General features: G+C 69.2%; 25 protein-coding genes. 13 read left to right on the top strand and 12 right to left on the bottom strand.

Features of this window, described 5'->3' with window-relative positions; all coding sequences use genetic code 11:
• Positions 1 to 4: 4 nt before the first annotated feature.
• The 4 genes from urtE to Q0599_RS20655 all read left to right on the top strand — a co-directional run bounded on the left by urtE (position 5) and on the right by Q0599_RS20655 (position 3572).
• Complete coding sequence (urtE, locus tag Q0599_RS20640; RefSeq protein WP_298833743.1) at positions 5 to 694, top strand: urea ABC transporter ATP-binding subunit UrtE; 690 nt, start codon at positions 5 to 7, stop codon at positions 692 to 694.
• Between the two features lie 34 nt (positions 695 to 728).
• Complete coding sequence (gene fmdA / locus Q0599_RS20645) at positions 729 to 1955, top strand: formamidase (protein WP_298833746.1); 1227 nt, start codon at positions 729 to 731, stop codon at positions 1953 to 1955.
• Between the two features lie 19 nt (positions 1956 to 1974).
• Complete coding sequence (locus tag Q0599_RS20650; RefSeq protein WP_298833749.1) at positions 1975 to 2319, top strand: zinc ribbon domain-containing protein; 345 nt, start codon at positions 1975 to 1977, stop codon at positions 2317 to 2319.
• A 101-nt stretch (positions 2320 to 2420) separates the two neighbouring features.
• The gene (locus Q0599_RS20655) at positions 2421 to 3572 is read left to right on the top strand and encodes an aminotransferase class V-fold PLP-dependent enzyme (RefSeq protein ID WP_298833752.1); all 1152 of its coding nucleotides are present in this window, start codon (positions 2421 to 2423) and stop codon (positions 3570 to 3572) included.
• Here the strand turns inward: Q0599_RS20655 and Q0599_RS20660 are convergent, their stop codons facing one another.
• Positions 3573 to 4535 (bottom strand): glycerophosphodiester phosphodiesterase, encoded by a 963-nt coding sequence (locus tag Q0599_RS20660; RefSeq protein WP_298833755.1) that lies wholly within the window; start codon positions 4533 to 4535, stop codon positions 3573 to 3575.
• Between the two features lie 162 nt (positions 4536 to 4697).
• Here Q0599_RS20660 and Q0599_RS20665 point away from each other — a divergent pair, with 162 nt between their 5' ends.
• The 7 genes from Q0599_RS20665 to Q0599_RS20695 all read left to right on the top strand — a co-directional run bounded on the left by Q0599_RS20665 (position 4698) and on the right by Q0599_RS20695 (position 10576).
• Positions 4698 to 4892: a hypothetical protein gene (locus Q0599_RS20665; protein ID WP_298833758.1), complete on the top strand. Its 195-nt coding sequence runs from the start codon at positions 4698 to 4700 to the stop codon at positions 4890 to 4892.
• A 97-nt stretch (positions 4893 to 4989) separates the two neighbouring features.
• On the top strand, positions 4990 to 6030 hold the full coding sequence (locus Q0599_RS20670; RefSeq protein WP_298833762.1) for an aliphatic amidase: 1041 nt from the start codon (positions 4990 to 4992) through the stop codon (positions 6028 to 6030).
• Positions 6031 to 6041: 11 nt separating this feature from the next.
• A complete protein-coding gene (locus tag Q0599_RS20675) occupies positions 6042 to 6827 on the top strand; it encodes a CbbQ/NirQ/NorQ/GpvN family protein (protein ID WP_298833764.1) in 786 nt (261 codons plus the stop codon).
• 9 nt (positions 6828 to 6836) lie between these two features.
• Entirely contained in the window at positions 6837 to 8447 is a 1611-nt protein-coding gene (locus Q0599_RS20680) for a VWA domain-containing protein (protein WP_298833767.1), read from the top strand.
• A gap of 96 nt (positions 8448 to 8543) precedes the next feature.
• A complete protein-coding gene (locus Q0599_RS20685) occupies positions 8544 to 8693 on the top strand; it encodes a hypothetical protein (protein WP_298833770.1) in 150 nt (49 codons plus the stop codon).
• Between the two features lie 15 nt (positions 8694 to 8708).
• Complete coding sequence (locus Q0599_RS20690; RefSeq protein ID WP_298833773.1) at positions 8709 to 9605, top strand: alpha/beta hydrolase; 897 nt, start codon at positions 8709 to 8711, stop codon at positions 9603 to 9605.
• A gap of 326 nt (positions 9606 to 9931) precedes the next feature.
• On the top strand, positions 9932 to 10576 hold the full coding sequence (locus tag Q0599_RS20695) for a response regulator transcription factor (protein ID WP_298833776.1): 645 nt from the start codon (positions 9932 to 9934) through the stop codon (positions 10574 to 10576).
• Positions 10577 to 10588: 12 nt separating this feature from the next.
• Here Q0599_RS20695 and Q0599_RS20700 read toward each other — a convergent pair whose 3' ends face one another.
• Positions 10589 to 11203 carry a glutathione S-transferase N-terminal domain-containing protein gene (locus tag Q0599_RS20700; protein WP_298834105.1) on the bottom strand — a complete coding sequence of 205 codons (615 nt, stop codon included), beginning with the start codon at positions 11201 to 11203 and terminating at the stop codon, positions 10589 to 10591.
• Positions 11204 to 11349: 146 nt separating this feature from the next.
• Positions 11350 to 12621: an amidohydrolase family protein gene (locus Q0599_RS20705; RefSeq protein WP_298833778.1), complete on the bottom strand. Its 1272-nt coding sequence runs from the start codon at positions 12619 to 12621 to the stop codon at positions 11350 to 11352.
• 91 nt (positions 12622 to 12712) lie between these two features.
• On the opposite strand from Q0599_RS20705, the gene atpE reads away from it, so the two are divergent.
• The gene (atpE, locus tag Q0599_RS20710) at positions 12713 to 12952 is read left to right on the top strand and encodes a F0F1 ATP synthase subunit C (protein ID WP_298833781.1); all 240 of its coding nucleotides are present in this window, start codon (positions 12713 to 12715) and stop codon (positions 12950 to 12952) included.
• Positions 12953 to 13053: 101 nt separating this feature from the next.
• Positions 13054 to 13731, top strand: a complete 678-nt coding sequence (locus tag Q0599_RS20715) for a hemolysin III family protein (RefSeq protein WP_298833784.1) — start codon at positions 13054 to 13056, stop codon at positions 13729 to 13731.
• Here the strand turns inward: Q0599_RS20715 and upp are convergent, their stop codons facing one another.
• The 9 genes from upp to Q0599_RS20760 form a co-directional block, all read right to left on the bottom strand.
• Entirely contained in the window at positions 13732 to 14364 is a 633-nt protein-coding gene (gene upp / locus Q0599_RS20720) for a uracil phosphoribosyltransferase (RefSeq protein ID WP_298833786.1), read from the bottom strand.
• A 35-nt stretch (positions 14365 to 14399) separates the two neighbouring features.
• On the bottom strand, positions 14400 to 14867 hold the full coding sequence (locus Q0599_RS20725) for a nuclear transport factor 2 family protein (RefSeq protein ID WP_298833788.1): 468 nt from the start codon (positions 14865 to 14867) through the stop codon (positions 14400 to 14402).
• Positions 14868 to 14877: 10 nt separating this feature from the next.
• Positions 14878 to 16203 (bottom strand): TRAP transporter large permease subunit, encoded by a 1326-nt coding sequence (locus Q0599_RS20730; protein ID WP_298833791.1) that lies wholly within the window; start codon positions 16201 to 16203, stop codon positions 14878 to 14880.
• Positions 16200 to 16697, bottom strand: coding sequence for a TRAP transporter small permease subunit (locus Q0599_RS20735; protein WP_298833793.1), 498 nt, complete (start codon positions 16695 to 16697; stop codon positions 16200 to 16202). Before Q0599_RS20735 ends, Q0599_RS20730 begins: the two co-directional genes overlap by 4 nt.
• A 4-nt stretch (positions 16698 to 16701) precedes the next feature.
• The gene (locus Q0599_RS20740; protein WP_298833798.1) at positions 16702 to 17790 is read right to left on the bottom strand and encodes a TRAP transporter substrate-binding protein; all 1089 of its coding nucleotides are present in this window, start codon (positions 17788 to 17790) and stop codon (positions 16702 to 16704) included.
• A gap of 135 nt (positions 17791 to 17925) precedes the next feature.
• Positions 17926 to 18369 (bottom strand): cyanase, encoded by a 444-nt coding sequence (cynS, locus tag Q0599_RS20745; protein WP_298833801.1) that lies wholly within the window; start codon positions 18367 to 18369, stop codon positions 17926 to 17928.
• Positions 18366 to 19244, bottom strand: a complete 879-nt coding sequence (locus Q0599_RS20750; protein ID WP_298833804.1) for an ABC transporter ATP-binding protein — start codon at positions 19242 to 19244, stop codon at positions 18366 to 18368. The genes cynS and Q0599_RS20750 overlap by 4 nt, the downstream gene beginning before the upstream one ends.
• Positions 19234 to 20118: a nitrate ABC transporter permease gene (ntrB, locus tag Q0599_RS20755; RefSeq protein ID WP_298833808.1), complete on the bottom strand. Its 885-nt coding sequence runs from the start codon at positions 20116 to 20118 to the stop codon at positions 19234 to 19236. Before ntrB ends, Q0599_RS20750 begins: the two co-directional genes overlap by 11 nt.
• Positions 20119 to 20134: 16 nt before the next feature.
• Entirely contained in the window at positions 20135 to 21514 is a 1380-nt protein-coding gene (locus Q0599_RS20760; protein WP_298833811.1) for a CmpA/NrtA family ABC transporter substrate-binding protein, read from the bottom strand.
• Positions 21515 to 21527 lie beyond the last annotated feature (13 nt).

The raw sequence follows: 21527 nt of genomic DNA on the forward strand, positions 1-21527 counted from the left end.
CCCCATGCTGAGCGTGAAGGACCTGTTCGTCGCCTATGGGCAAAGCGAGGCGCTGCACGGCATCTCGTTCGAGGCGGCACCGAAGGAGACGGTGGCCATCATGGGCCGCAACGGCATGGGCAAGACCACGCTGTTCAAGAGCCTGATGGGCGTGCTGCCGACCAAGGCCGGCTCCATCAACGTGGCCGGCAACGACATCACCAGGGACGAGAGCTACCGTCGCGTCGCCAAGGGCATTGCCTATGTGCCCCAGGGCCGCATGATCTTCCCGACGCTGACCGTCGAGGAGAACATCCAGACCGGCCTGGAGAACGCGAAGGACAAGCGCATCCCCGAGGAGATCTACGCGCTGTTCCCGGTGCTGTGGGACATGCGGCGGCGCAAGGGCGGCAACCTCTCCGGCGGCCAGCAGCAGCAGCTCGCCATCGCCCGCGCGCTGGTCACCAACCCCAAGGTGCTGCTGCTCGACGAGCCGACCGAAGGCATCCAGCCGTCGATCATCAAGGACATCGCGAAGGCCCTCAACGAGATCCGCAAGCTGCGCGACATCTCGATCGTCGTCAGCGAGCAGGTGCTCAGCTTCGCGATGGACGTCGCCGACCGCCTGTTCGTCATCGAGGGCGGGCGCCTGGTGCACGAGACCAGCCGCGCCGACACCGACGCCGCGCACATCAAGCAGTACCTCTCCGTCTGACCCCCCAAGACTTCATTCCCGAAGGAGCCACGACATGCCCGAAACCCTGATCAAGGTCGACCTTTCCAAACCCGCGCCCAGCAACGAGATGGTGCACAACCGCTGGCACCCGGACATCCCGATGGCCTGCTGGGTCAAGCCTGGCGACGAGTTCGTGCTCGAGACCTACGACTGGACCGGCGGCTTCATCAAGAACAACGACAGCGCCGACGACGTGCGCGACATCGACCTGAGCACGGTGCACTACCTCTCCGGCCCGGTGGGCGTGAAGGGCGCCGAGCCGGGCGACCTGCTGGTGGTCGACCTGCTGGACATCGGCGCCAAGGACGACAGCCTGTGGGGCTTCAACGGCTTCTTCAGCAAGAAGAACGGCGGCGGCTTCCTGACCGAGCACTTTCCGCAGGCGCAGAAGTCGATCTGGGACTTCCACGGCATGTTCACGACTTCGCGCCACGTGCCGGGGGTGAAGTACGCGGGCCTGATCCACCCCGGCCTGATCGGCTGCCTGCCCGACCCCAAGATGCTCGAGATGTGGAACGCGCGCGAGCAGGCGCTGATCGACTCCGACCCCGCCACCAGCGGGCTGGCCAACCCGCCCTTCGCCGGCACGGCGCACATGGGCAAGCTCACCGGTGACGCGAAGGCCAAGGCCGCCGCCTCCGGCGCGCGCACCGTGCCGCCGCGCGAACACGGCGGCAACTGCGACATCAAGGACCTGTCGCGCGGCTCGAAGATCTTCTTCCCGGTCTACGTGGACGGCGCGGGCCTGTCCGTGGGCGACCTGCACTTCAGCCAGGGCGACGGCGAGATCACCTTCTGCGGCGCCATCGAGATGGCCGGCTGGGTGCACATGAAAGTCAGCCTGATCAAGGGCGGCATGGCCAAGTACGGCATCAAGAACCCGATCTTCAAGCCCAGCCCGATCAAGCCGGTCTACGACGACTACGTGATCTTCGAAGGCATCAGCGTCGACGAGGCCGGCAAGCAGTACTACCTGGACGTGAACGTCGCCTACCGCCAGGCCTGCCTGAACGCGATCGAGTACCTGAAGAAGTTCGGCTACTCCGGCGCGCAGGCCTACTCGATCCTCGGCACGGCGCCGGTGCAGGGCCACATCAGCGGCGTGGTCGACGTGCCCAACGCCTGCGCGACGCTGTGGCTGCCGACCGCGATCTTCGACTTCGACATCAACCCGAGCGCGGCCGGGCCGACCAAGTTCATCGACGGCTCGGTCCAGATGCCGCTGTCGCCGGACCTCTGATCGCCGCAGGAGCCGCCGCATGCCGACCTACGACTACGCCTGCCCGGCCTGCGGCGGCTTCGACGCACTGCGCTCCTTCGCGCAGCGCGACGAGCCGGCCGCCTGCCCGGACTGCGCCGCGCCCTCGCCGCGTGTCTTCACGGCGATGCCGCGGCTGGCCTGCGTCAGCAGCGAGACGCGCCGCGCGATGGAGACCAACGAGCGCGCGCGCCACGAGCCGAAGAGCTCGGGCTCGTACCAGCGCATGCGCCATCCGGCCGGCTGCGGCTGTTGCTCGCCGGGCAGCCGCCGCAGCGCGACGGTCACCGCGGCCAACGGCGCCAAGGCCTTCCCGAGCAAGCGCCCCTGGATGATCAGTCACTGACCGGATTCACCCGCCGGAGCGGGCGGCCGGCGCGGCCGTGCGCAGGGTGCTAAGCTTTCCGCCCGAAAAGCGAAAAGCGCCCCCTGCGCACGGAGATACTCATGCCCGGACTGCTGCCCGACGTCGACCCCGACGGCCTGCTCGAATATTCGGTGGTCTACACCGACCGGGCGCTCAACCACATGTCGCGCAAGTTCCAGGGCGTGATGTGCGACATCTCGTCGGTGCTGAAAGAAGCCTACAACGCGCGCTCGGCGATCGTCGTGCCGGGCAGCGGCAGCTACGGCATGGAAGCGGTGGCACGGCAGTTCGCCGCGGCCAAGCCGGCGCTGGTGATCCGCAACGGCTGGTTCAGCTTCCGCTGGACGCAGATCTTCGAGATGGGCCGCATCCCGTCGTCGGTCGCCGTGCTGAAGGCACGCACGCAGGGTTCGGGCCGCCAGCAGCCCTTCGCGCCGGCGCCGATCGGCGAGGTGGTGGCGGCGATCCGCAAGGACAAGCCGGCGGTCGTCTTCGCGCCGCACGTCGAGACCGCCGCCGGCATGGTGCTGCCCGACGACTACCTGCGTGCCGTGGCCGACGCGGTGCACGAGGTCGGCGGCCTGTTCGTGCTCGACTGCATCGCCTCCGGCGCGCTGTGGGTGGACATGCAGGCCACCGGCGTCGACGTGCTGATCAGCGCGCCGCAGAAGGGCTGGTCGGGTTCGCCCTGCTGTGCCTTCGTGATGCTCGGCGAGCGCGCCCGCGCCGCGATCGACGGCACCGCCAGCAGCAGCTTCGCGATGGACCTGAAGAAGTGGCTGAGCGTGATGGAGACCTACGAGAGCGGCGCCCACGTCTACCACACCACCATGCCGACCGATGCGCTGACGCGCACCCGCGACGTGATGTTGGAGACGAAGGCGATCGGCTTCGAGGCGCTTCGCGCCGCGCAGATCGAGCTCGGCCGCAAGGTGCGCGCGCTGATGGTGCGGCGCGGCTTCCCGAGCGTGGCCGCCGAAGGCTTCCAAGCCGCCGGCGTGGTGGTCAGCTACACCGACGACGACGGCCTGCACACCGGCAGGAGCTTCCTCGCCGAGGGCCTGCAGACCGCCGCGGGCGTGCCGCTGCAGTGCGACGAGCCGGCCGACTTCAAGACCTTCCGCATCGGCCTGTTCGGGCTGGAGAAGCTGCAGCACGTCGATCGCACGGTGGGCAACCTCGAGGCGGCGCTGGACCGCATCGCCTCGGCGGGGCAACGCGCCGCCGCCTGATCAGTTCTTCAGGCCCCGGGGCAGCGGCAGGCCGCTGGCGCGCAGGGCCGCGCGGGCGCGGTCGGGGTAGTCGGTGATCAGGCCGTCGACGCCCCAGGCGATCAGCCGCTCCATGTCGGCGCCTTCGTTGACGGTCCAGGGCAGCACGCGCAGCCCGAGCGCGTGCGCCTCGTGCACCAGCTCCTCGCTCAGGTCGATGAAGTTCGGCGACCAGATCGTGCCGCCGGCAGCCTTCACCATGCGCGGCACGCTGCCATGGTCGGCCAGGCGCAGGCCGGCGGTCCAGGCGCCGTCGGCGATGGTGTCGAAGCGCGGCGACTGCGACGACAGGTAGGCCGTCGGCAGTTCCGGCGCGAGCTGCTGGACGCGCTGCAGCGCGCGCCAGTCGAAGCCCTGCACGGTGACACGCCCGGCCATGCCGGAGGACTTCAGCTCGGCCAGCAGCGCGTCGACGATGGCCTCCCAGGGCGGGCGGTCGTCCGGCCGCCCTGGGTGCATCTTCACCTCGAGGTTGAAGCGCACGTCGTCGGCGCCGCGCTCCTTCACCAGGCCGAACGCGGCTGCCAGGGTCGGGATGCGCTGGCCGTCGTGCGGCCTCTGCGACGGGAAGCCCGCCGCGCTGCGGCTGCCCGGCCTGAGTCGTCCGACGTCGTAGCGGCGCAGCTGCGCCAGCGTCAATTCCTTCAGCCGCGGCGTCGGCGCGACGATCCATTCGCCCTGCGCGTCACGTGTCTGGTCGGCGTTCAGCGCCGCGTCGTGGTGCAGCACCAGCACGCCGTCGGCGCTGAGGTGCAGGTCGGTCTCCAGCGTGCTCACACCGATCTCCAGCGCACGCTCGAAGGCGGCCAGCGTGTTCTCCGGGGCGAGGCCGCGTGCGCCGCGGTGGCCCTGCAGGTCGAAGGCCTGCGCGCCGGCAGCCAGCCCCATCAGCAGCAGGGCCCGTGGCAGGGTGCGCAGCGTCATCGTGGGAGCCTCCGTCCCGCAAGCATGCCACGCGGCGCCGCGTCGGGCCCGGCAGCGGTCGGATTTCACGCCGCGCCGGCAGAGGGTCCCGCGATCACGGGACTGCGCGTCGCGGCTCGCGTGACCAGAATTCCTCCATCGCTCCCGCTTCAGCACTGCGCCATGTCGATGGTCAAGTTCGATGCTTCCCCCGCCTCGCCACGCTGCGTGCCGGCCCCCCGGGATCCGCAGGGATGCGGCGAGCCGGTGGAGCACGGCTGGTTCCTGTCGTCTTTCGACCTGGCCCGAGGACTCAGGGTGGTCGAAGCCGACGACGAGGATCTGCGCTCGCTGTTCGGCACGGTGCAGCCGCAGTAGCGTTCCCACGGCGCGCTACGTCGAACGACGTATTCCGCGCGACGCCCGCATTCGCTGCAATGGACCCATCCAAGGGTCAACTCAGCGGGAGCCAGTCATGCACCACGGCGATATTTCGAGCAGCAAGGACACTGTCGGTGTCGCGGTCGTCAACTACAAGATGCCGCGGCTTCACACGCGGGCCGAGGTGCTGGCCAATGCACGCCAGATCGCATCGATGATCGAGGGCATGAAGCTCGGCCTGCCGGGCCTGGACCTGGTCATCTTCCCCGAGTACAGCACGCACGGGATCATGTACGACTCGAAGGAGATGTACGACACCGCCAGCACCGTGCCCGGCGACGAGACGGCGATCTTCGCCGCCGCCTGCAGGAAGGCCAAGGTCTGGGGCGTGTTCTCGCTGACCGGCGAGCGCCACGAGGAGCATCCGCACAAGGCGCCCTACAACACGCTGATCCTGATGAACGACCAGGGCGAGATCGTCCAGAAGTACCGCAAGATCATGCCCTGGGTGCCGATCGAGGGCTGGTACCCGGGCAACTGCACCTACGTCAGCGACGGCCCCAAGGGCCTGAAGGTCAGCCTGATCATCTGCGACGACGGCAACTACCCGGAGATCTGGCGCGACTGCGCGATGAAGGGCGCCGAGCTGATCGTGCGCTGCCAGGGCTACATGTACCCGGCCAAGGAGCAGCAGATCATGATGGCCAAGGCGATGGCCTTCGCCAACAACACCTACGTTGCGGTGGCCAACGCCGCCGGCTTCGACGGCGTGTACTCCTACTTCGGCCACAGCGCGATCGTCGGCTTCGACGGCCGCACGCTCGGCGAGTGCGGCGAGGAGGAGATGGGCATCCAGTACGCGGCGCTCTCGAAGAGCCTGATCCGCGACTTCCGCAAGAACGGCCAGAGCGAGAACCATCTCTTCAAGCTGCTGCACCGCGGCTACACCGGCCTGATCAACTCGCGCGAGGGCGACAAGGGCGTGGCCGCCTGCCCCTACGAGTTCTACAGCCAGTGGGTCAACGACCCGGAGGGCACGCGCAAGCGCGTCGAGGCGATCACGCGCGACACGGTGGGCACCGAGGAGGCGCCGATCGAGGGCATCCCCAACCCGGCCACGCTGGCGCATCGCTGAAGGGCCGTGCGATGGATGCCTACCGCATCCGCAGCGAGCCCTTCTATCAGCCGGCCGACGACGAGATCGCGCTGTTCGAGGCAGCCTACGCGAAGCGCCTGCCGTTGCTGCTGAAGGGCCCGACCGGCTGCGGCAAGACGCGCTTCGTCGAGCACATGGCCTGGCGACTCGGCAGGCCGCTGGTCACCGTCGCCTGCCACGACGATCTGAGCGCGGCCGATCTGGTCGGCCGCTGGCTGCTCGACGCCGAAGGCACGCGCTGGCAGGACGGTCCGCTGGCACTGGCCGCGCGCCACGGCGCGCTGTGCTACCTCGACGAGCTGGTGGAGGCACGTGCCGACACCACGGTGGTGATTCACCCGCTGGCCGACACGCGGCGCATGCTGCCGCTGACCGCCTGCAACGAGCTGCTTGCGGCACATCCGGACTTCGCGCTGGTCGTCTCCTACAACCCCGGACCGCTGGCGCGCGAGCTGAAGACGTCGACGCGGCAGCGCTTCTGCGCGCTCGAGTTCCACTACCCGGCGCCCGAGTCCGAGGCCGCCATCGTGTCGCGCGAGTCGGGCCTGGCGCTCGATGCGGCCGCGGCCATCGTCGCCTTCGGCGTGCGCACGCGTCGGCTGCAAGGCCATGGCCTGGACGAGGGCGCCTCGACGCGCATGCTCGTGCACGCCGCAACGCTGGCCGTGCAAGGTGTGGCGCCCCGGCGGGCCTGCCGCATGGCGGCGGTCGACGCGCTGAGCGACGAGCCCGGCGTGCACGAGGCGCTGCTGGCCGCGCTGGACGCCTCCTTCTGAGGCCCGGACATGGGATCCGCCCTGCCCGAACCGCTGGTGCATGCCGCATCGCCGCCTGCCGGCGCCGCGCTCGAGCCACTGCGCCAGACCTTGCGCGCGCTGTGGGACCTGGATGCGCTCGCGCTGACCGACGCCGAGCAGCCGCACCTCGTCGGCCGCACCATCCGTCTGCCGCGCCACGCGCCGCCGGGCCAGGAGGCCGAGGCCTGGCGACTTGCCGCCGCCGCGCATGCCGCGGCGCACCTCGTCTACTCGCCGTCGGGGCTCGACGGCCGGGGCCTGAAGCCGATCGCACGCGCCATCGTGGGCGTGCTCGAGGATGCACGCGTGGAAAACCTTGCCGGCCGCGAGCTGCCCGGCCTGCACCGCTGGTGGCGCGCGCGGCACACGGTCACGCCGCTGGACGGCGACGGCGTCGAGATGCTACTGCTGCGCCTGGCGCGTGCGCTCGCCGACCCGCGCTACGAGGACCCTCACCCCTGGGTGCGCAAGGGCCGTTCGCTGTTCTTCCTCGACGCCAACGGCACGGTGCTCGCCGAACCCCGCGCCGAACGGCTGCGCGGCATCGCCTCGCGGCTGGGCCACGACCTCGGCCAGATGCGGCTGCAGTTCAACGCCAAGGGCTACCGCCCCGGCCCGGACTACCGAGACGACCACCGATGGATGTGGCCGGCACCGTCCAGCGACGCGCCGCAGGAGCAGCCCTCGCCGCCGCCGCCCGGGCGCACCCCGCCGGCAACTGAGCACGACGATTCCGTCGTCCGCCATCCGGAATGGGACCGCCTGATCGCGCGCCTGCGGCCGGCCTGGTGCCGCGTCGCCGAGTGGCGCGCGCAGGCACGGACGGTCGATGCGCCGCAGTCGCTGCCGGTCGCTACGCCGGCGGCGTGGCGGTGCGCCCTGCTCGGCGCGCGCGCCAGCGGGCGCTGGCAGTTGCACCAGCAGGGTCCGCAGCTCGACCTCGACGCCTTGCTGCGCCTGCGCGTGGCGCGCCGCTGCCGCCGACCGGGTGACGAACGGGTGCACCGCGGCCGCGCGCGCGACCGGCGCACGGGCAGCGTGTTGCTGCTGATCGACCAGTCCGCGTCGACCTCGGCCGCCTGGGGCGACACCGGCATGAGCCAGTTGCAGGCGGCCAGCGAGATGGCCTGGCAGGCCGCGCATGCGCTGGCCGGTGTCGGCCTCGCGGTGTCGATCGCCGCCTTCAGCTCGAATGGCCGCCACGCGGTCGACTGGCGCGAGGTGCTGGCCTTCGGCGAGCCCCTGGACGCCGCGAGCCATGCGCGACTGTCCGCGCTGCGCAGCGCCGGTTCGACGCGCCTGGGCGCGGCGCTGCGCCATGCGGCGCGCCGGCTCGCACGGCGGCGCGACGGCGAGCGGATCGTGCTCGTGTTCAGCGATGCCGATCCCTACGACATCGACGTGCACGATCCACGCTACCTGCTCGACGACGCACGCCATGCGGCGCGGCGCGCCCTGCGCCAGGGCCTGCGGCTGGCCTGCCTGGCGCCGTCGCCGGCGCATGCCGCGGCGGCGCGACGCATCTTCGGCCCGCGGCACGTCTCGGCGCTGGGCAGCGATGCCGGGCTGCCGCAAGCGTTGAAGCGATTGCTCGACTGAGGCGCGGGTAGCCGGCCATCCTGCCATCATGGGTCATGAGAGCCATCATGTGCGGGTGCCACCCCCGACGCCATGAAGCGCTTCTCCTGACGCCGCATGCTCGCGGTCTTTGTCCAGGAGTTCCAGCAGAGGCTGCACTACCGCCTCCCCTTCGCGGTGGCGGTGGCGGTGGCGGTGGCGGTGGCGGTGGCGGTGGCGGTGGCGAGCATCGTCGCGCTGAAGCGCTATCGTCAGACCCTGGACTGAAGACGGAGCACTGAGATGTCCGATTGGTTCCCTGGTTTCGAGGCGGCCTGGCACGAGGTCGAGGGCGTGCGCATCCATGCCCGCATCGGCGGCGCGCCGGATGCCCCGCCGCTGTTGCTGCTGCACGGCTTCCCGCAGACGCACGCGATGTGGCAGCGCGTGGCGCAACGCCTGGCCCCGCACTTTCGCCTCGTGCTGCCCGACCTGCGCGGCTATGGCGACTCCGACAAGCCGCGCGGTGCGCCGGGCCACGCCAACTACAGCAAGCGCGCGATGGCCGCCGACATGGCGGCCCTCATGCGCTCGCTCGGCCACGCACGCTACGCCGTGTGCGGCCACGACCGTGGCGCGCGCGTGGCGCACCGGCTCGCGCTCGACCATGCGCACGCGGTGACCCGGCTCGCGCTGCTCGACATCGCGCCGACGCTGGACATGTACGCGGCCACCGACATGCGTTTCGCCAGCGCCTACTATCACTGGTTCCACCTGATCCAGCCCAGCCCGCTGCCCGAGACGATGATCGGCGGCAACCCGCGCTTCTACCTGCACTGGAAGCTCGGCGGCTGGGGTTCGCACGGCATTGGCTTCATCGAGCCGCAGGCGCTGGCCGAATACGAACGCTGCTTCTGCCGCGCCGAGACCATCCACGCGGTCTGCGAGGACTACCGCGCCGCCGCCGGCATCGACCTGGAGCACGATCGCGCCTCGCGCGACACCGGCCAGAAGATCGCCTGCGACACCCTGGTGCTGTGGGGCGAGCGCGGCGTGGTGCAGGCGCTGTTCGACCCGCTGGCGCTGTGGCGCGCACAGTGCAGCGCGACGGTGAGCGGCCATGCGATGGCGGCCGGCCACTTCCTCGCCGAAGAATTGCCCGAGCAGAGCGCCGCGGCGCTGCTCGGGTTCTTCGCCTGAACGGGCCGGGCACGCGCGCGCTGTCCTGTCCGGGGGCGCTTGTCGGCGGCGGCGACGGCGCGCCCGACCCGTCGCCCGGCGCATGCCTGGTTCGCCTGGGCTCGCGCGACACCCGGCTGTCGCGACACTCGGTGCGCTGCAACGACCCGCTGATCGGTACCGGCTGGCCGATGGCGCAGGCGGACGGCGTCCCGATGACGCGCCGCTGAGGCGATCGAGGATCGGCCCGCCTCGGCGAGACACGGCGTGCGCCACCGGGTCGCGGGGGTGCATCGGCTTGGTGCGAATCCGACAATCCCTTTGTCATTCATTCGCCCGCCGCCTTCATGTCCCGCGTTTTTCTCCTCATCAATGACCCGCTGGTGGCCGGGCGCATGCGCGGGCTCATCGATGCCGCGACGGACCTGCAGACGGTGGGCTGGGTCGACACGATGGAGCATGCGCGCGCGCAGTTGCCGCAGCTCGGCGCCGACCTGGTGCTCGCCGACCTTCAGGTCGCCGACGGCTGGGTGGCCGGCTTCCTCGACGAACTCTCGACCAGCGGCCGTTACGGCCGCCCGAAGACACTGGTGGTGACGCTCACGCTCGACGACTCGCAGTTGCTGGAAGCACTCTCGCGCGGCGCCGACGGCTACTTCGTGCAGGGCCAGTCGCCGCAGACGCTGGTGGCGGCCATCGAGCAGGCGCTGGCCGGCGGCGCCGAGATGGCACCGTCCATCGCGCGCCAGGTGAAGGCCCACTTCGACACTGCCTCGTGGAGGCGCAACGACCGGCCCGACGACGAGAACCCCCTGCAGCCGAACCGCATCGAGCGCCAGGTGCTGCAGTGGACCTGCGACGGATTTCTGCCGCACGAGATCGCGCTCGATCTGCGCATCAGCACGCGCGAGGTGGGGCAGCGCGTGCGCACGCTCTACCGCAAGCTGCAACTCGAACGGCGCACCTCGTCGCCGTCTCCGCAGCCCCTCTGAGGGCGGCGCCGGTCAGGTCGGTGGCAGCGTGTCGACGAAGCTCTGCCGGGCGTTGAGCTTCTCCGCCAGCCGGGCCAGGTTGGCATGGCGGTCGCGCCAGGTGATCTGCGGGAAGCGGAAGTCGAGGTAACCGAGCGCGCAGCCGGCCGCGATGTCGGCCAGCGACATGTGGATGCCCACGCACCAGGGCTTGTCGCCCAGGCCGGTGCTCATCGCCGCCAGCGCGCCATCGACGCGGCTCATCTGGCGGTCGATCCAGGCCTGGCTGCGCTGCTCGGCGCTGCGGCCGGGCCAGGTGGCCTCCAGCCGCGCCAGGATGGCGGCATCGAGCACGCCATCGGACAACGCTTCCCAGGTGCGCACCTCGGTGCGCTCGCGGCCGGATTCGGGGATCAGCCGGCTCACCGGCGAGCGCGTGTCGAGGTACTCGACGATCACGCGCGAGTCGAACACCGCCTCGCCACCCTCGAGCACGAGGCAGGGCACCTTGCCCAGCGGGTTGGCCTTGAGGATGGTGTCGGCGTTCCACACGTCCTCGAGCACGAACTGGTAGTCGAGCTTCTTCTCCGCCAGCACGATGCGCACCTTGCGCACGTAGGGGCTGGTGAGCGCGCCGATGAGCTTCATCATGTTGTTGTGACTGCTGGTGCCCTGGTTGTGACCCATTCTAGCGAGGCTGCCTTGCGGAGCCGAAGTCTGAGCGGACAGTCGAGGGAGTGCGCCTCGCACCGAGCAAGGCGCGGGCCCGCAGGTGGGCTCGGGGCAGCGGCCGCTCAGCGCCGCAGCCGGAAGTCCACGCTCACGGGCCGGCCCGGCAGCGACATCACCGCCTGGGCCGGCGCCGTGCAGGCCACCACCGCGCCGCGGCGAACCACCAGCAGCCGCGTGGCACGCAGCCGGATCGCTTCGACCGGATCGCCCGCCTGCAGCAGCACGAAATCGGCCGACTTGCCGACCTCGAGGCCATGGTCCGGCAGGCCCAGGATCGCCGCGCTGTTGACGGTCACGGCGTCGAAGCACTGGCGCATCTGCGACTGCGAGGTCATCTGCGCCACGTGCAGGCCCATCGCGGCGACCTCCAGCATGTCGCCGCTGCCCAGCGAGTACCAAGGGTCCATCACGCAGTCGTGGCCGAAGCCGACGTTGATGCCGGCGGCCAGCATCTCCGGCACACGCGTCATGCCGCGGCGCTTCGGGTAGCTGTCGTGGCGGCCCTGGAGGGTGATGTTGATCAGCGGGTTGGCGATCGCATGCACCCCGGCCTCGCGGATCAGCGGCAGCAGCTTGGAAACGTAGTAGTTGTCCATCGAGTGCATGGACGTCAGGTGCGAGCCGGCGACACGCCCCTGCAGCCCGAGCCGCTGGGCCTGGAAGGCCAGCGTCTCGATGTGGCGCGACAGCGGGTCGTCGCTCTCGTCGCAATGCATGTCCACGCGCAGGCCGCGCTCGGCGGCGATCTCGCAGAGGATGCGCACGCTCTCGGCGCCGTCGGCCATGGTTCGCTCGAAGTGCGGGATGCCGCCGACCACGTCCACGCCCATGTCCAGCGCGCGCTTCAGGTTGGCCAGCGCGTTGGGCGAACGCAGCAGGCCGTCCTGCGGAAAAGCCACCAGCTGCAGGTCCAGGTAGGGCTTGACGCGCTCGCGCACGTGCAGCAGCGCCTCGACGGCGAGCAAGCGGTCGTCGCACACGTCCACGTGCGAGCGGATCGCCAGCAGACCCCTGGCCACCGCCCAGTCGCAGTACTGCAGTGCACGCTCGACCAGCGCCTCCTGCGTCAGCTGCGGCTTGAGTTCGCCCCACAGCGCGATGCCTTCGAGCAGCGTGCCGCTCTGGTTCACCCGCGGCAGGCCGACGCTCAGCGTCGCGTCCATGTGGAAGTGCGCATCGACGAAGGGCGGGCTGAGCAGTTGTCCGGCAGCCTCGATCACCTGCGCGCCTTCGGGCGCCGCGAGCCGGGGCGCGATCGCGGCGATGCGGCCGTCCTGCACCAGCAGATCGATGGCGGTGCGGCCGTCGGGGAGCGTGGCGTTGCGGATCAGCATGGCAGGACATGACCTCCGAGGTCATCGACGGTGGAGACGATGGGCGCCAGCATACGGGCAAGGACCAACCCCCAGGAAGGATGCAAGCAACATGGACGGCATCGATCTCCTCCCGCTCGCCGTGGGCCACATGATCGGACTGGGCGCCGTCGGCTCCTGCCTTGGCGTGGGCCTGCTCGGCGCCAAGTACCTCGAGTCCTCGGCCCGCCAGCCCGAGCTGATGGAGAGCCTGCAGAGCAAGGTGTTCCTGCTCGTCGGCGTGCTCGATGGCGCCTTCATCGTCGCCACCGGGATCGGGCTGTGGTTCGCCACCGCCAATCCGTTCCGTTGAGACGCTGACCGGAATCCCCCAAGTTCGAAGGCGCTCAAACGCGGGGGAACTGCCTTCTTCGAGGGGGTGCGCGAAAGGCGGGACAGGCGTTCAGTAGCGACATGCGCCTGACCTTCGCGATCGCCCCCCGCACCGCCAGCGCGCGGCGTGCGCAGACGCGCGCCGAGGAGATCGCCAACGCCGCCAGCCACGCGCTGGCCTGCGCGCTGCCGCTGATGGCCTGGCCGACCCTGTCGGAGGCCGCCCAGCGCCAGGCCGGCGCGCTGGGCGTGGCCTCGGTGGCGGTGTTCTGCCTGACCATGGTGATGCAGTTCATGGCCTCGGCCGTCTACCACGCGCTGCCGGCCGGCCGCGCCAAGCTGTGGGCACGCGCCGTCGACCATGCGGCGATCTACCTCTTCATCGCCGGCAGCAGCACGCCGTTCACGCTCGGCGCGATGCCCGGCCCGGAAGGCGTCGCCACCTGTGCGCTGGTGTGGACGCTGGCAACGGTCGGCGCCTCGCTCAAGCTGATGCGGCGGCTGACGAACCAGCGCCTGTCCACCGGCCTGTACCTGCTGCTCGGCTGGGGCGCCCTGCTGGCCGCCTGGCCGGGGCTGCAGGGGCTCGAAGCCTCGGCGCTGCTGTGGCTGTTCGCCGGTGGCCTGTCCTACCTGGTCGGCACGGCCTTCTTCGTGTTCGACTCGTCGCTGCGCTTCGGCCACTTCGTGTGGCACCTGTGCGTGATGGCCGGCAGCGGCTGCCACCTGTTCGCCGCGCTGCGGCCGGGGCTGAACTGACTACTTGGTGCCGAACAGCCGGTCGCCCGCGTCGCCCAGCCCCGGCACGATGTAGCCGTGCTCGTTGAGCTGCCGGTCGATCGCCGCGGTGTAGACCGGCACATCGGGGTGGTTGGCGTGAAAGTGGGCCAGGCCTTCGGGCGCGGCGAGCAGGCAGACGAAGCGGATCGACTTCGGCCTCGTCTCCTTCAGCCGGTCCACCGCCGCCACCGCCGAATTGCCGGTGGCGAGCATGGGGTCGAGCACGATGGCGTCGCGCTCGTGCATCTCCTGCGGCATCTTGAAGTAGTACTCCACCGCGACCAGGGTCTTCGGGTCGCGGTACAGGCCGATGTGGCCGATGCGGGCACCGGGCACGACGTTGAGCATGCCGTCGAGGAAGCCGGCGCCGGCGCGCATGATCGAGACGAACACCGTCTTCTTGCCGTCGATCACCGGCGAGTGCATCTTCTCGAGCGGCGTCTCGATCTCGATGAGGTGCGTGGGCATGTCGCGCGTCACCTCGTAGGCCATCAGCATGCTGATCTCGTTGAGAAGGCGGCGGAAGCTGTTGGTGCTGCGGTCCTTCTCCCGCATCAGGGTCAGCTTGTGCTGGATGAGCGGATGAGTGAGGTGGTGGACTTCGGCGGTCATGGGGTGCGCTCCTCGTTCGGGCGCAGCATAGCGTTTCAGAGCCCCAGATCGGACAGGCCCGGATGCGCGTCCGGCCGCCGCCCGAGCGGCCAGTGGAATTTGCGCTCCGCCTGCACGATCGGCAGGTCGTTGATGCTGGCGAAGCGGTGCACCATGAAGCCCTGCGCGTCGAACTCCCAGTTCTCGTTGCCGTAGCTGCGGTACCAATGGCCGGAGTCGTCGTGCCACTCGTAGGCGAAGTGCACCGCCATGCGGTCGCCGCCGAAGGCCCACAGCTCCTTGATCAGCCGGTAGTCGAGCTCCGTCGCCCACTTGCGGCGCAGGAAGGCCTTGACCTCCTCGCGCCCGACCGGGAACTCGGCGCGGTTGCGCCAGCGCGTGTCTTCGGCGTAGACGCGCGCACAGACCTCGGGGTCGCGTGTGTTCCAGGCGTCCTCGGCCCCGCGCACCTTGCGCTTCGCGGACTCTTCGGTGAAGGACGGCAGGGGCGGTCGGGTCTCCACGGTGTGCTCCTTACCAGCCGATGGCCTTCGGCAGCCAGGTGGCGATGGCGGGGAAGCAGAACACCAGCACGATGCCGAGGATCTGCATCGCCACGAAGGGCAGCACACCGACGTAGATGTGCCGCGTGGTGACCTGCGGCGGCGCCACCCCGCGCAGGAAGAACAGCGCCCAGCCGAACGGAGGCGTGAGGAAGCTGGTCTGCAGGTTCACCGTGATGAGCATCGCCAGCCACACCGGGTCGACGCCCGCGGCGTTGAAGATCGGAAGGAACAGCGGCACGGCGATGTAGCTGATCTCGATCCACTCGAGGAAGAAGCCGAGCACGAAGATCAGCGCCATCAGGAACCAGACGTCGGCGTCGATGCCGCCGGGCAGGAAGGCGAACAGGTCCTCGATCAGCTTCTCACCGGAGAGCCCGCGAAAGGCGATGCTGAACACCTGCGAGCAGATCAGGATGAACAGCACCATGGCGGAGATGCGCGTGGTGCTCTGCATCACCTCGCGCAGCACGTTCAGCGAGAGCCTTCGCGCCAGCGCGACGACGAGGATGGCACCGAGCGCGCCCATCGACGCAGCCTCGGTCGGCGCGGCGATGCCGCCGATGATCGAGCCCAGCACGGCGAGCACGAGTGCGAGCGGCGGCAGCGCCACCTTCACGACGCGCCACCACAGCTCGGCACGCGGCAATGCATCGCGCTCGGCCTGCGGCACCGGCGGCATCGCGTCCGGTTTCAGCATGCCGTAGACGACGATGTAGGCGCAGTACAGGCCGGCCAGCATCAGCCCGGGCATCACGGCGGCGGCAAACAGCGTGCCCACCGACTGCTGCATGATGTCCGACAGCAGGATCAGCACCAGGCTGGGCGGGATGATCTGCCCGAGCGTGCCGGAGGCGCAGATGGCGCCGCAGCTGACACCCGGGTCGTAGCCGCGGCGCAGCAGTGTCGGCAGCGTCAGCAGGCCCAGCGTGATGACGGTGGCGCCGACGATGCCGGTGGTCGCGCCCATCAGCACGCCGACGCCGATGATGCCCAGTGCCATGCCGCCGCGCATGCCGCCGGCCAGATGCCCGATGACGTCGAGCAGGTCCTCGGCCAGGCGCGATTTCTCCAGCATCACGCCCATGAACACGAACAGGGGAATCGCCAGCCACTGGTAGTTGGCGACCACGCCGTACAGGCGCGCCGGCAGCAGCATGAACAGCGTTTCGCCGAAGCCGAGGAAACCGAACACGAAGCCGCTGGCGGCCAGCGTGATGCCCACCGGCACGCCGGCCATCAGCAGCAGGAAGAAGCCGATCAGCAGGCCGATGGCCAGCCATTCGTTGAGGCTCATGGCGCGTCGCCGGTGAGCCGCCGCCATGCGGCCGCGCCTTGCGCCGCGGCCTGCACGGCGAACAGGGCGAAACCGAGCGGGATCAGCGCCTTGAGCACCCAGCGGTGGGTCAGCCCGCCCGGGTCGGAAGAGATCTCGTCGATCGAGTACGACTGCTGCACGTAGGGGATCGAGTAGCGGATCACCAGCAGCGCGAAAGCCACGGCCAGCAGTGCCGAGACGAGGTCGACCGCGGCCTGGCCTCGCGGCGACCAGCGCGCGTAGAAGATGTCAACGCGCACGTGCTCGCCCTTGGCCAACGCGTAGGTCATGCCGGCCAGCACCATCGGCGCGAGCAGATGCCACTCGAGCTCCTGCGACCACACTGAGCCGATGCTGAAGGCGTAGCGCAGCAGCACGTTGGTGGCCATCAGCACGACGATCACCAGCGTCAGCCACGACGCGGCGCGCCCGACCCGGTCGACCCAGCGGTCGACCGTTTCCGTGAAGCGCATGGCGTCAGGCCGTCAGGATCTTCTCGTGGTACGGGCCTTCGCTGTAGGTGCACCACGCGTCGTACTTCTTCTTGTAGGCCATGTACGAGTCATGCACCTTCTTCGTCATCGGGTCCTTGGCGGCGTTCTCCGCAAGCACTTGATTGGTGACCTCGCGCAGCTTCTTGAGCACTTCGTCGGGCAGCGGCTTGGCGATCACGCCCTGGTTCCTGATCAGGTCGTCCATCGCCTCGGCGTTGTTGCGCTGGCACCAGCCCTCGCTGATGACGTTGCAGGCGGCGGCCGCGTTCTCGACGACGGCCTGCAGGTCCTTGGGCAGCTTGTCGAACGCGGCCTTGTTGATCAGCAGTTCGGACACCGTGGCCGACTCGTGCCAGCCCGTCGTGTAGTAGTACTTGGCCGCCTTGTGCAGGCCGAGCTTGCGGTCCTGGAAGGGGCCGACGAACTCGGCGGCATCGATCACGCCTCGCTCCAGCGCCGGGAAGATCTCGCCGCCGGGCAGCAGCTTCACGTCGACGCCGAGCGCCGCGTAGACGCGCCCCGCGAGGCCGGGGATGCGCATCTTCATGCCCTTGAGGTCGGCGCTGCTCTTGATCTCCTTCTTGAACCAGCCGGTCATCTGCACGCCGGTGTTGCCGGCGGCGAAGGCCTTCAGGCCGAAGGGCGCGTACACCTCGTCCCACAGCGCCTGGCCACCGCCGTCGTAGAGCCAGCCGTTGATGCCCTGGAAGTTGAGCCCGAAGGGCACCGCGGTGAAGTACTGCGCCGCGAAGGTCTTGCCGGTCCAGAAGTAGCTGTTGGCGTGGTTCATCTCGACGGTTCCGGCGCGCACCGCGTCGAAGCCTTCGAGTGCCGGGATGAGCTCGCCCGCGCCGAACACCTGGATCTTCAGCCGGCCGCCGGACATCGCCTCGATGCGTCGTGCGAGGTCGGTCGCGCTGCCCGGCCCTTCCATGTAGAAGGGCGAGCCCTTGCCGTAGGCCGAGGTCATCTTCCAGCTGAAGGTCTGCTGGGCCGAGGCGACGGCCGGCGCGGCCAGTGCGGCACCGGCCAGGCCCGCCTTCAGGGCGGAGCGACGAGAGACTGCAGTCATGCGAACTCCAAAGGAAATGAAGGGATGTCTTGCCCTAGCGAACCGCATGCCAACGACCCGGCGAGTTGAACGGCGCGCCTCGTGCGAACGGCACGCCCGAGGCGCATCAAGACGGCAGGCGAGAGCGTGTCCGGCTCAGTAGGTCTTGTAGGGAAGGAACTTGCCGCTCATCGTGATCGACACGCGGTCACCCTTCGGGTCGGGCTCGCGCTGCAGGTCCATCTTGAAGTCGATGGCGGACATGATCCCGTCGCCGAACTCCTCGTGGATGAGTTCCTTGAAGGTGGTGCCGTACACGTTCACCAGCTCGTAGAAGCGGTAGATGAGCGGATCGGTCGGCACGCTGGTGGGCAGCGAGCCCTTGTAGGGCACCACCATCAGCCACTTCTTCTCCTCGGCGGACAGGCCGAAGATCTTGCCGACCGCATCGGCCTGCTTCTTGTCGAGCGTCATCTGTCCGAGGCAGGCGGCGGTGACCCACTCCTTGCTCAGGCCGACCTTCGCGGCCACGTCGGACCACTTGATGCCCTTGGCCACCTTGGTGGCGATGATCTTCTCGGTGACGTCCAGTCGGCTCATGCAATTCTCCTCAGGGTGGTGCCGTGGTGGTTGTGGGGCTGGGGCTCGGGGTCGACACCCGGGCTGACCTCGGCGGGCTGCGCCGGCGCGCGGCCGTGCGACATCTCCTTGCTGCGCGAGACGAGGAAGTCGACCAGGTGGTTGCGGATACGGTAGTACTGCGGGTCGTGGTGCAGCGTGGCGCGCTGGCGATCGCGCGGCATCGTGTTCCTGACGATCTCGGCCACGCGCGCCTGCGGGCCGTTGCTCATCAGCAGGATGCGGTCGGCGAGCAGGATGGCCTCGTCGACATCGTGCGTGATCATGAACACCGTCTGGTGCGTCTCCGCGCAGATGCGCAGCAACTCGTCCTGGATGGTGCCGCGCGTCAACGCATCGAGCGCGCCGAACGGCTCGTCGAGCAGCAGCATGCGCGGCTGGATCGCGAAGGCGCGAGCGATGCCCACGCGCTGCTTCATGCCGCCGGACAGCTGCGCCGGCTTCTTGTCGATCGCCGCGGCCAGGCCGACCATGGCGACGTACTTCTCGACATGCTCGTTGACCTGCGCCGCGCTCCAGGACGGCCACTTGCTGCGCACCGCGAAGGCGATGTTCCTGCGCACGGTCAGCCAGGGCATCAGTGCATGGCCCTGGAAGACCACGCCGCGCTCCAGGCTCGGGCCGGCGACCTCGCGGTTGTCCATGAAGACGTGGCCGTCGCTGGCGCTCTCCAGCCCGGCGAGCACGTTGAGGATGGTCGTCTTGCCGCAGCCGCTGTGGCCGATGATGCAGACGAACTCGCCCTGGCGCATGCCGAAGTTGACGCTGTCGAAGACGATCGCGTCGCCGTAGCGCTTGGTCAAGCCCTCGACTTTCAGAAAGTGCTCAGTCGACATAGGTCACCGCCTTCTGCAGCTTCGCGAACATCAGATCCAGCAGCATGCCGACCACGCCGATCACCAGGATGGCGAAGATCACGTTGGGCAGCGAGAGGTTGTTCCACTCGTTCCACACGAAGTAGCCGATGCCCGTGCCGCCGACCAGCATCTCGGCGGCGACGATCACCAGCCAGGCGATGCCCATGCTGATGCGCATGCCGGTGAGGATGGTCGGCGCGGCCGCGGGCAGGATCACCTCGAAGGCGCGGCGCAGCGGCGTGACCTCCAGGGTCTTCGCCACGTTGAGCCACTCGCGGCGCACGCTGGCCACGCCGAAGGCGGTGTTGATCAGCATCGGCCACACCGAGCAGATGAAGATCACGAAGATGCCGCTGATCGACGAGTCCTTGATGGTGTACAGCGCCAGCGGCATCCAGGCCAGCGGAGAGATCGGCTTGAGCACCTGGATGAACGGATCGAGCGCGCGGTAGACCAGCGGACTCATGCCGATGACGAAGCCCAGCGGAATCGCCACCAGCGCGGCGAGCACGTAGCCGAGGGCGACGCGACCGAGCGAGTAGCCGAGCTGCAGCCCGACGCCCTTGTCGTTCGGCCCGTTGTCGTAGAAGGGACTGGCGAGGTTCTTCGCCACCACCTCGGCCATCTGCGCCAGCGTCGGGAAGCCGGACTTCGCCGGCGCCGCAGCGGCGCCCGCCGTCGGGTCCTTGCCCATCAGCCTGGCGTACTCGATCTGTTCGGCGGTGAGCGCTGCGGCCGGCGCCGCCGCCGGTGCGCCGGACAGCGTGGCCAGGTGCCACACCGCCAGCAGCACCAGCAGGATCAGCGCCGACAGCAAGCCTGCCCGGAAGCCCAGGCTGCGGGTGAAGCCCATGAGTGCCTCCCGAGGCTCAGGCGCGCTTGATCGCGAAGCTGCTCGCGTAGGCCTCGGCCTTCTCCGGGTCGAAGACCTTGCCCATGATGGTGAACTTCGGATACGCCCCTTCGGGCACCTTCATGCCCAGCGACCTCATGGTCTTCTTCGCATCGGTGAGCAGGAACACCTTCTCAGCGATCTGCTTGTAGTTGACGTCGCCCTTGACGTAGCCCCAGCGCTTCATCTGCGTGAGCATCCACACCGCCATGCTCTGCCAGGGCATGGGATCGAAGTCGGCACGATCCGGCACGTTCTGCACGTTGCCCAGGCCGTCGGCGAACTTGCCGGTCAGCACCTGCGCGATCACCGTCTCCGGCTGATTCAGGTAGGCCTGCGGCGCGATCACCTTGGCGATCAGCTCGCGGTTCTTCGCCTCGCGCGCCATCGCCGCCGAGGTCAGCACCGCGCGGTACAGCGCGGCGAAGGTGTTCGGGTTCTTCTGGATGAACTCGGTGCTGGTGCCGAAGGCGCAGCAGGGATGGCCGTTCCACAGGTCCTTGGTGAGCAGATGGATGAAGCCGACCTCCTCGAACACCGCGCGCTGGTTGAATGGGTCGGGGCCGAGGTAGCCGTCGATGTTGCCGGCGCGAAGATTGGCCACCATCTCGGGCGGCGGCACGACGCGGATCTGGATGTCGCGGTCCGGGTCCAGTCCGGCCTCGGCCACGTAGTAGCGCAGCAGGAAGTTGTGCATCGAGTACTCGAACGGCACGGCGAACTTGAAGCCCTTCCAGTCCTTCGGGTTGCGCTTGTCCTTGTGCTTCATCGCCAGCGTGATCGCCTGGCCGTTGGTGTTCTGGATGGTCGCCACGTTCATCGGCGTCGCATTGCTGCCCGCGCCCATCGAGATGGCCAGCGGCATCGGGCTCAGGAAGTGCGTGGCGTCGTACTCCTTGTTGAGCATCTTGTCGCGGATCAGCGCCCAGCCGGCGGTCTTCACCACCTCGACGTTGAGTCCCTGCTTCGAATAGAAGCCCAGCGGATGCGCCATGATCAGCGGCGTGGCGCAGGTGATCGGGATGAAGCCGATCTTCAGGTCGCGCTTCTCGATCGCGCCGCCTTTTTCCTGTGCCATCGCCTGCAGGCTGGCCACCGGCAGCACGCTGGCGATCGCGGCCATCGCGGAGCCCTTGCCCACCGCGCGCAGAAACTGGCGGCGCAGCGCGTCCTGCGGGAACAGCGCCTTGACCAGCGAGGCCTCGACGAACTCGTTGGAGTACAGCTCGAAGTCGGCGGTCTCGCTGCGTGCGCGCAGTTCCGCCGCCGCATGCTCGGCACCGCTGCGGTGCCGGCCGCAACTGCAGCCCATCATCAGGGGGCGGTCGGCGTCGTAGGGATCGAAGTGTTCGCTCATGGTGCGGCCTCTC

Source organism: uncultured Piscinibacter sp. (assembly GCF_937952055.1).
GTDB lineage: Bacteria > Pseudomonadota > Gammaproteobacteria > Burkholderiales > Burkholderiaceae_C > Piscinibacter.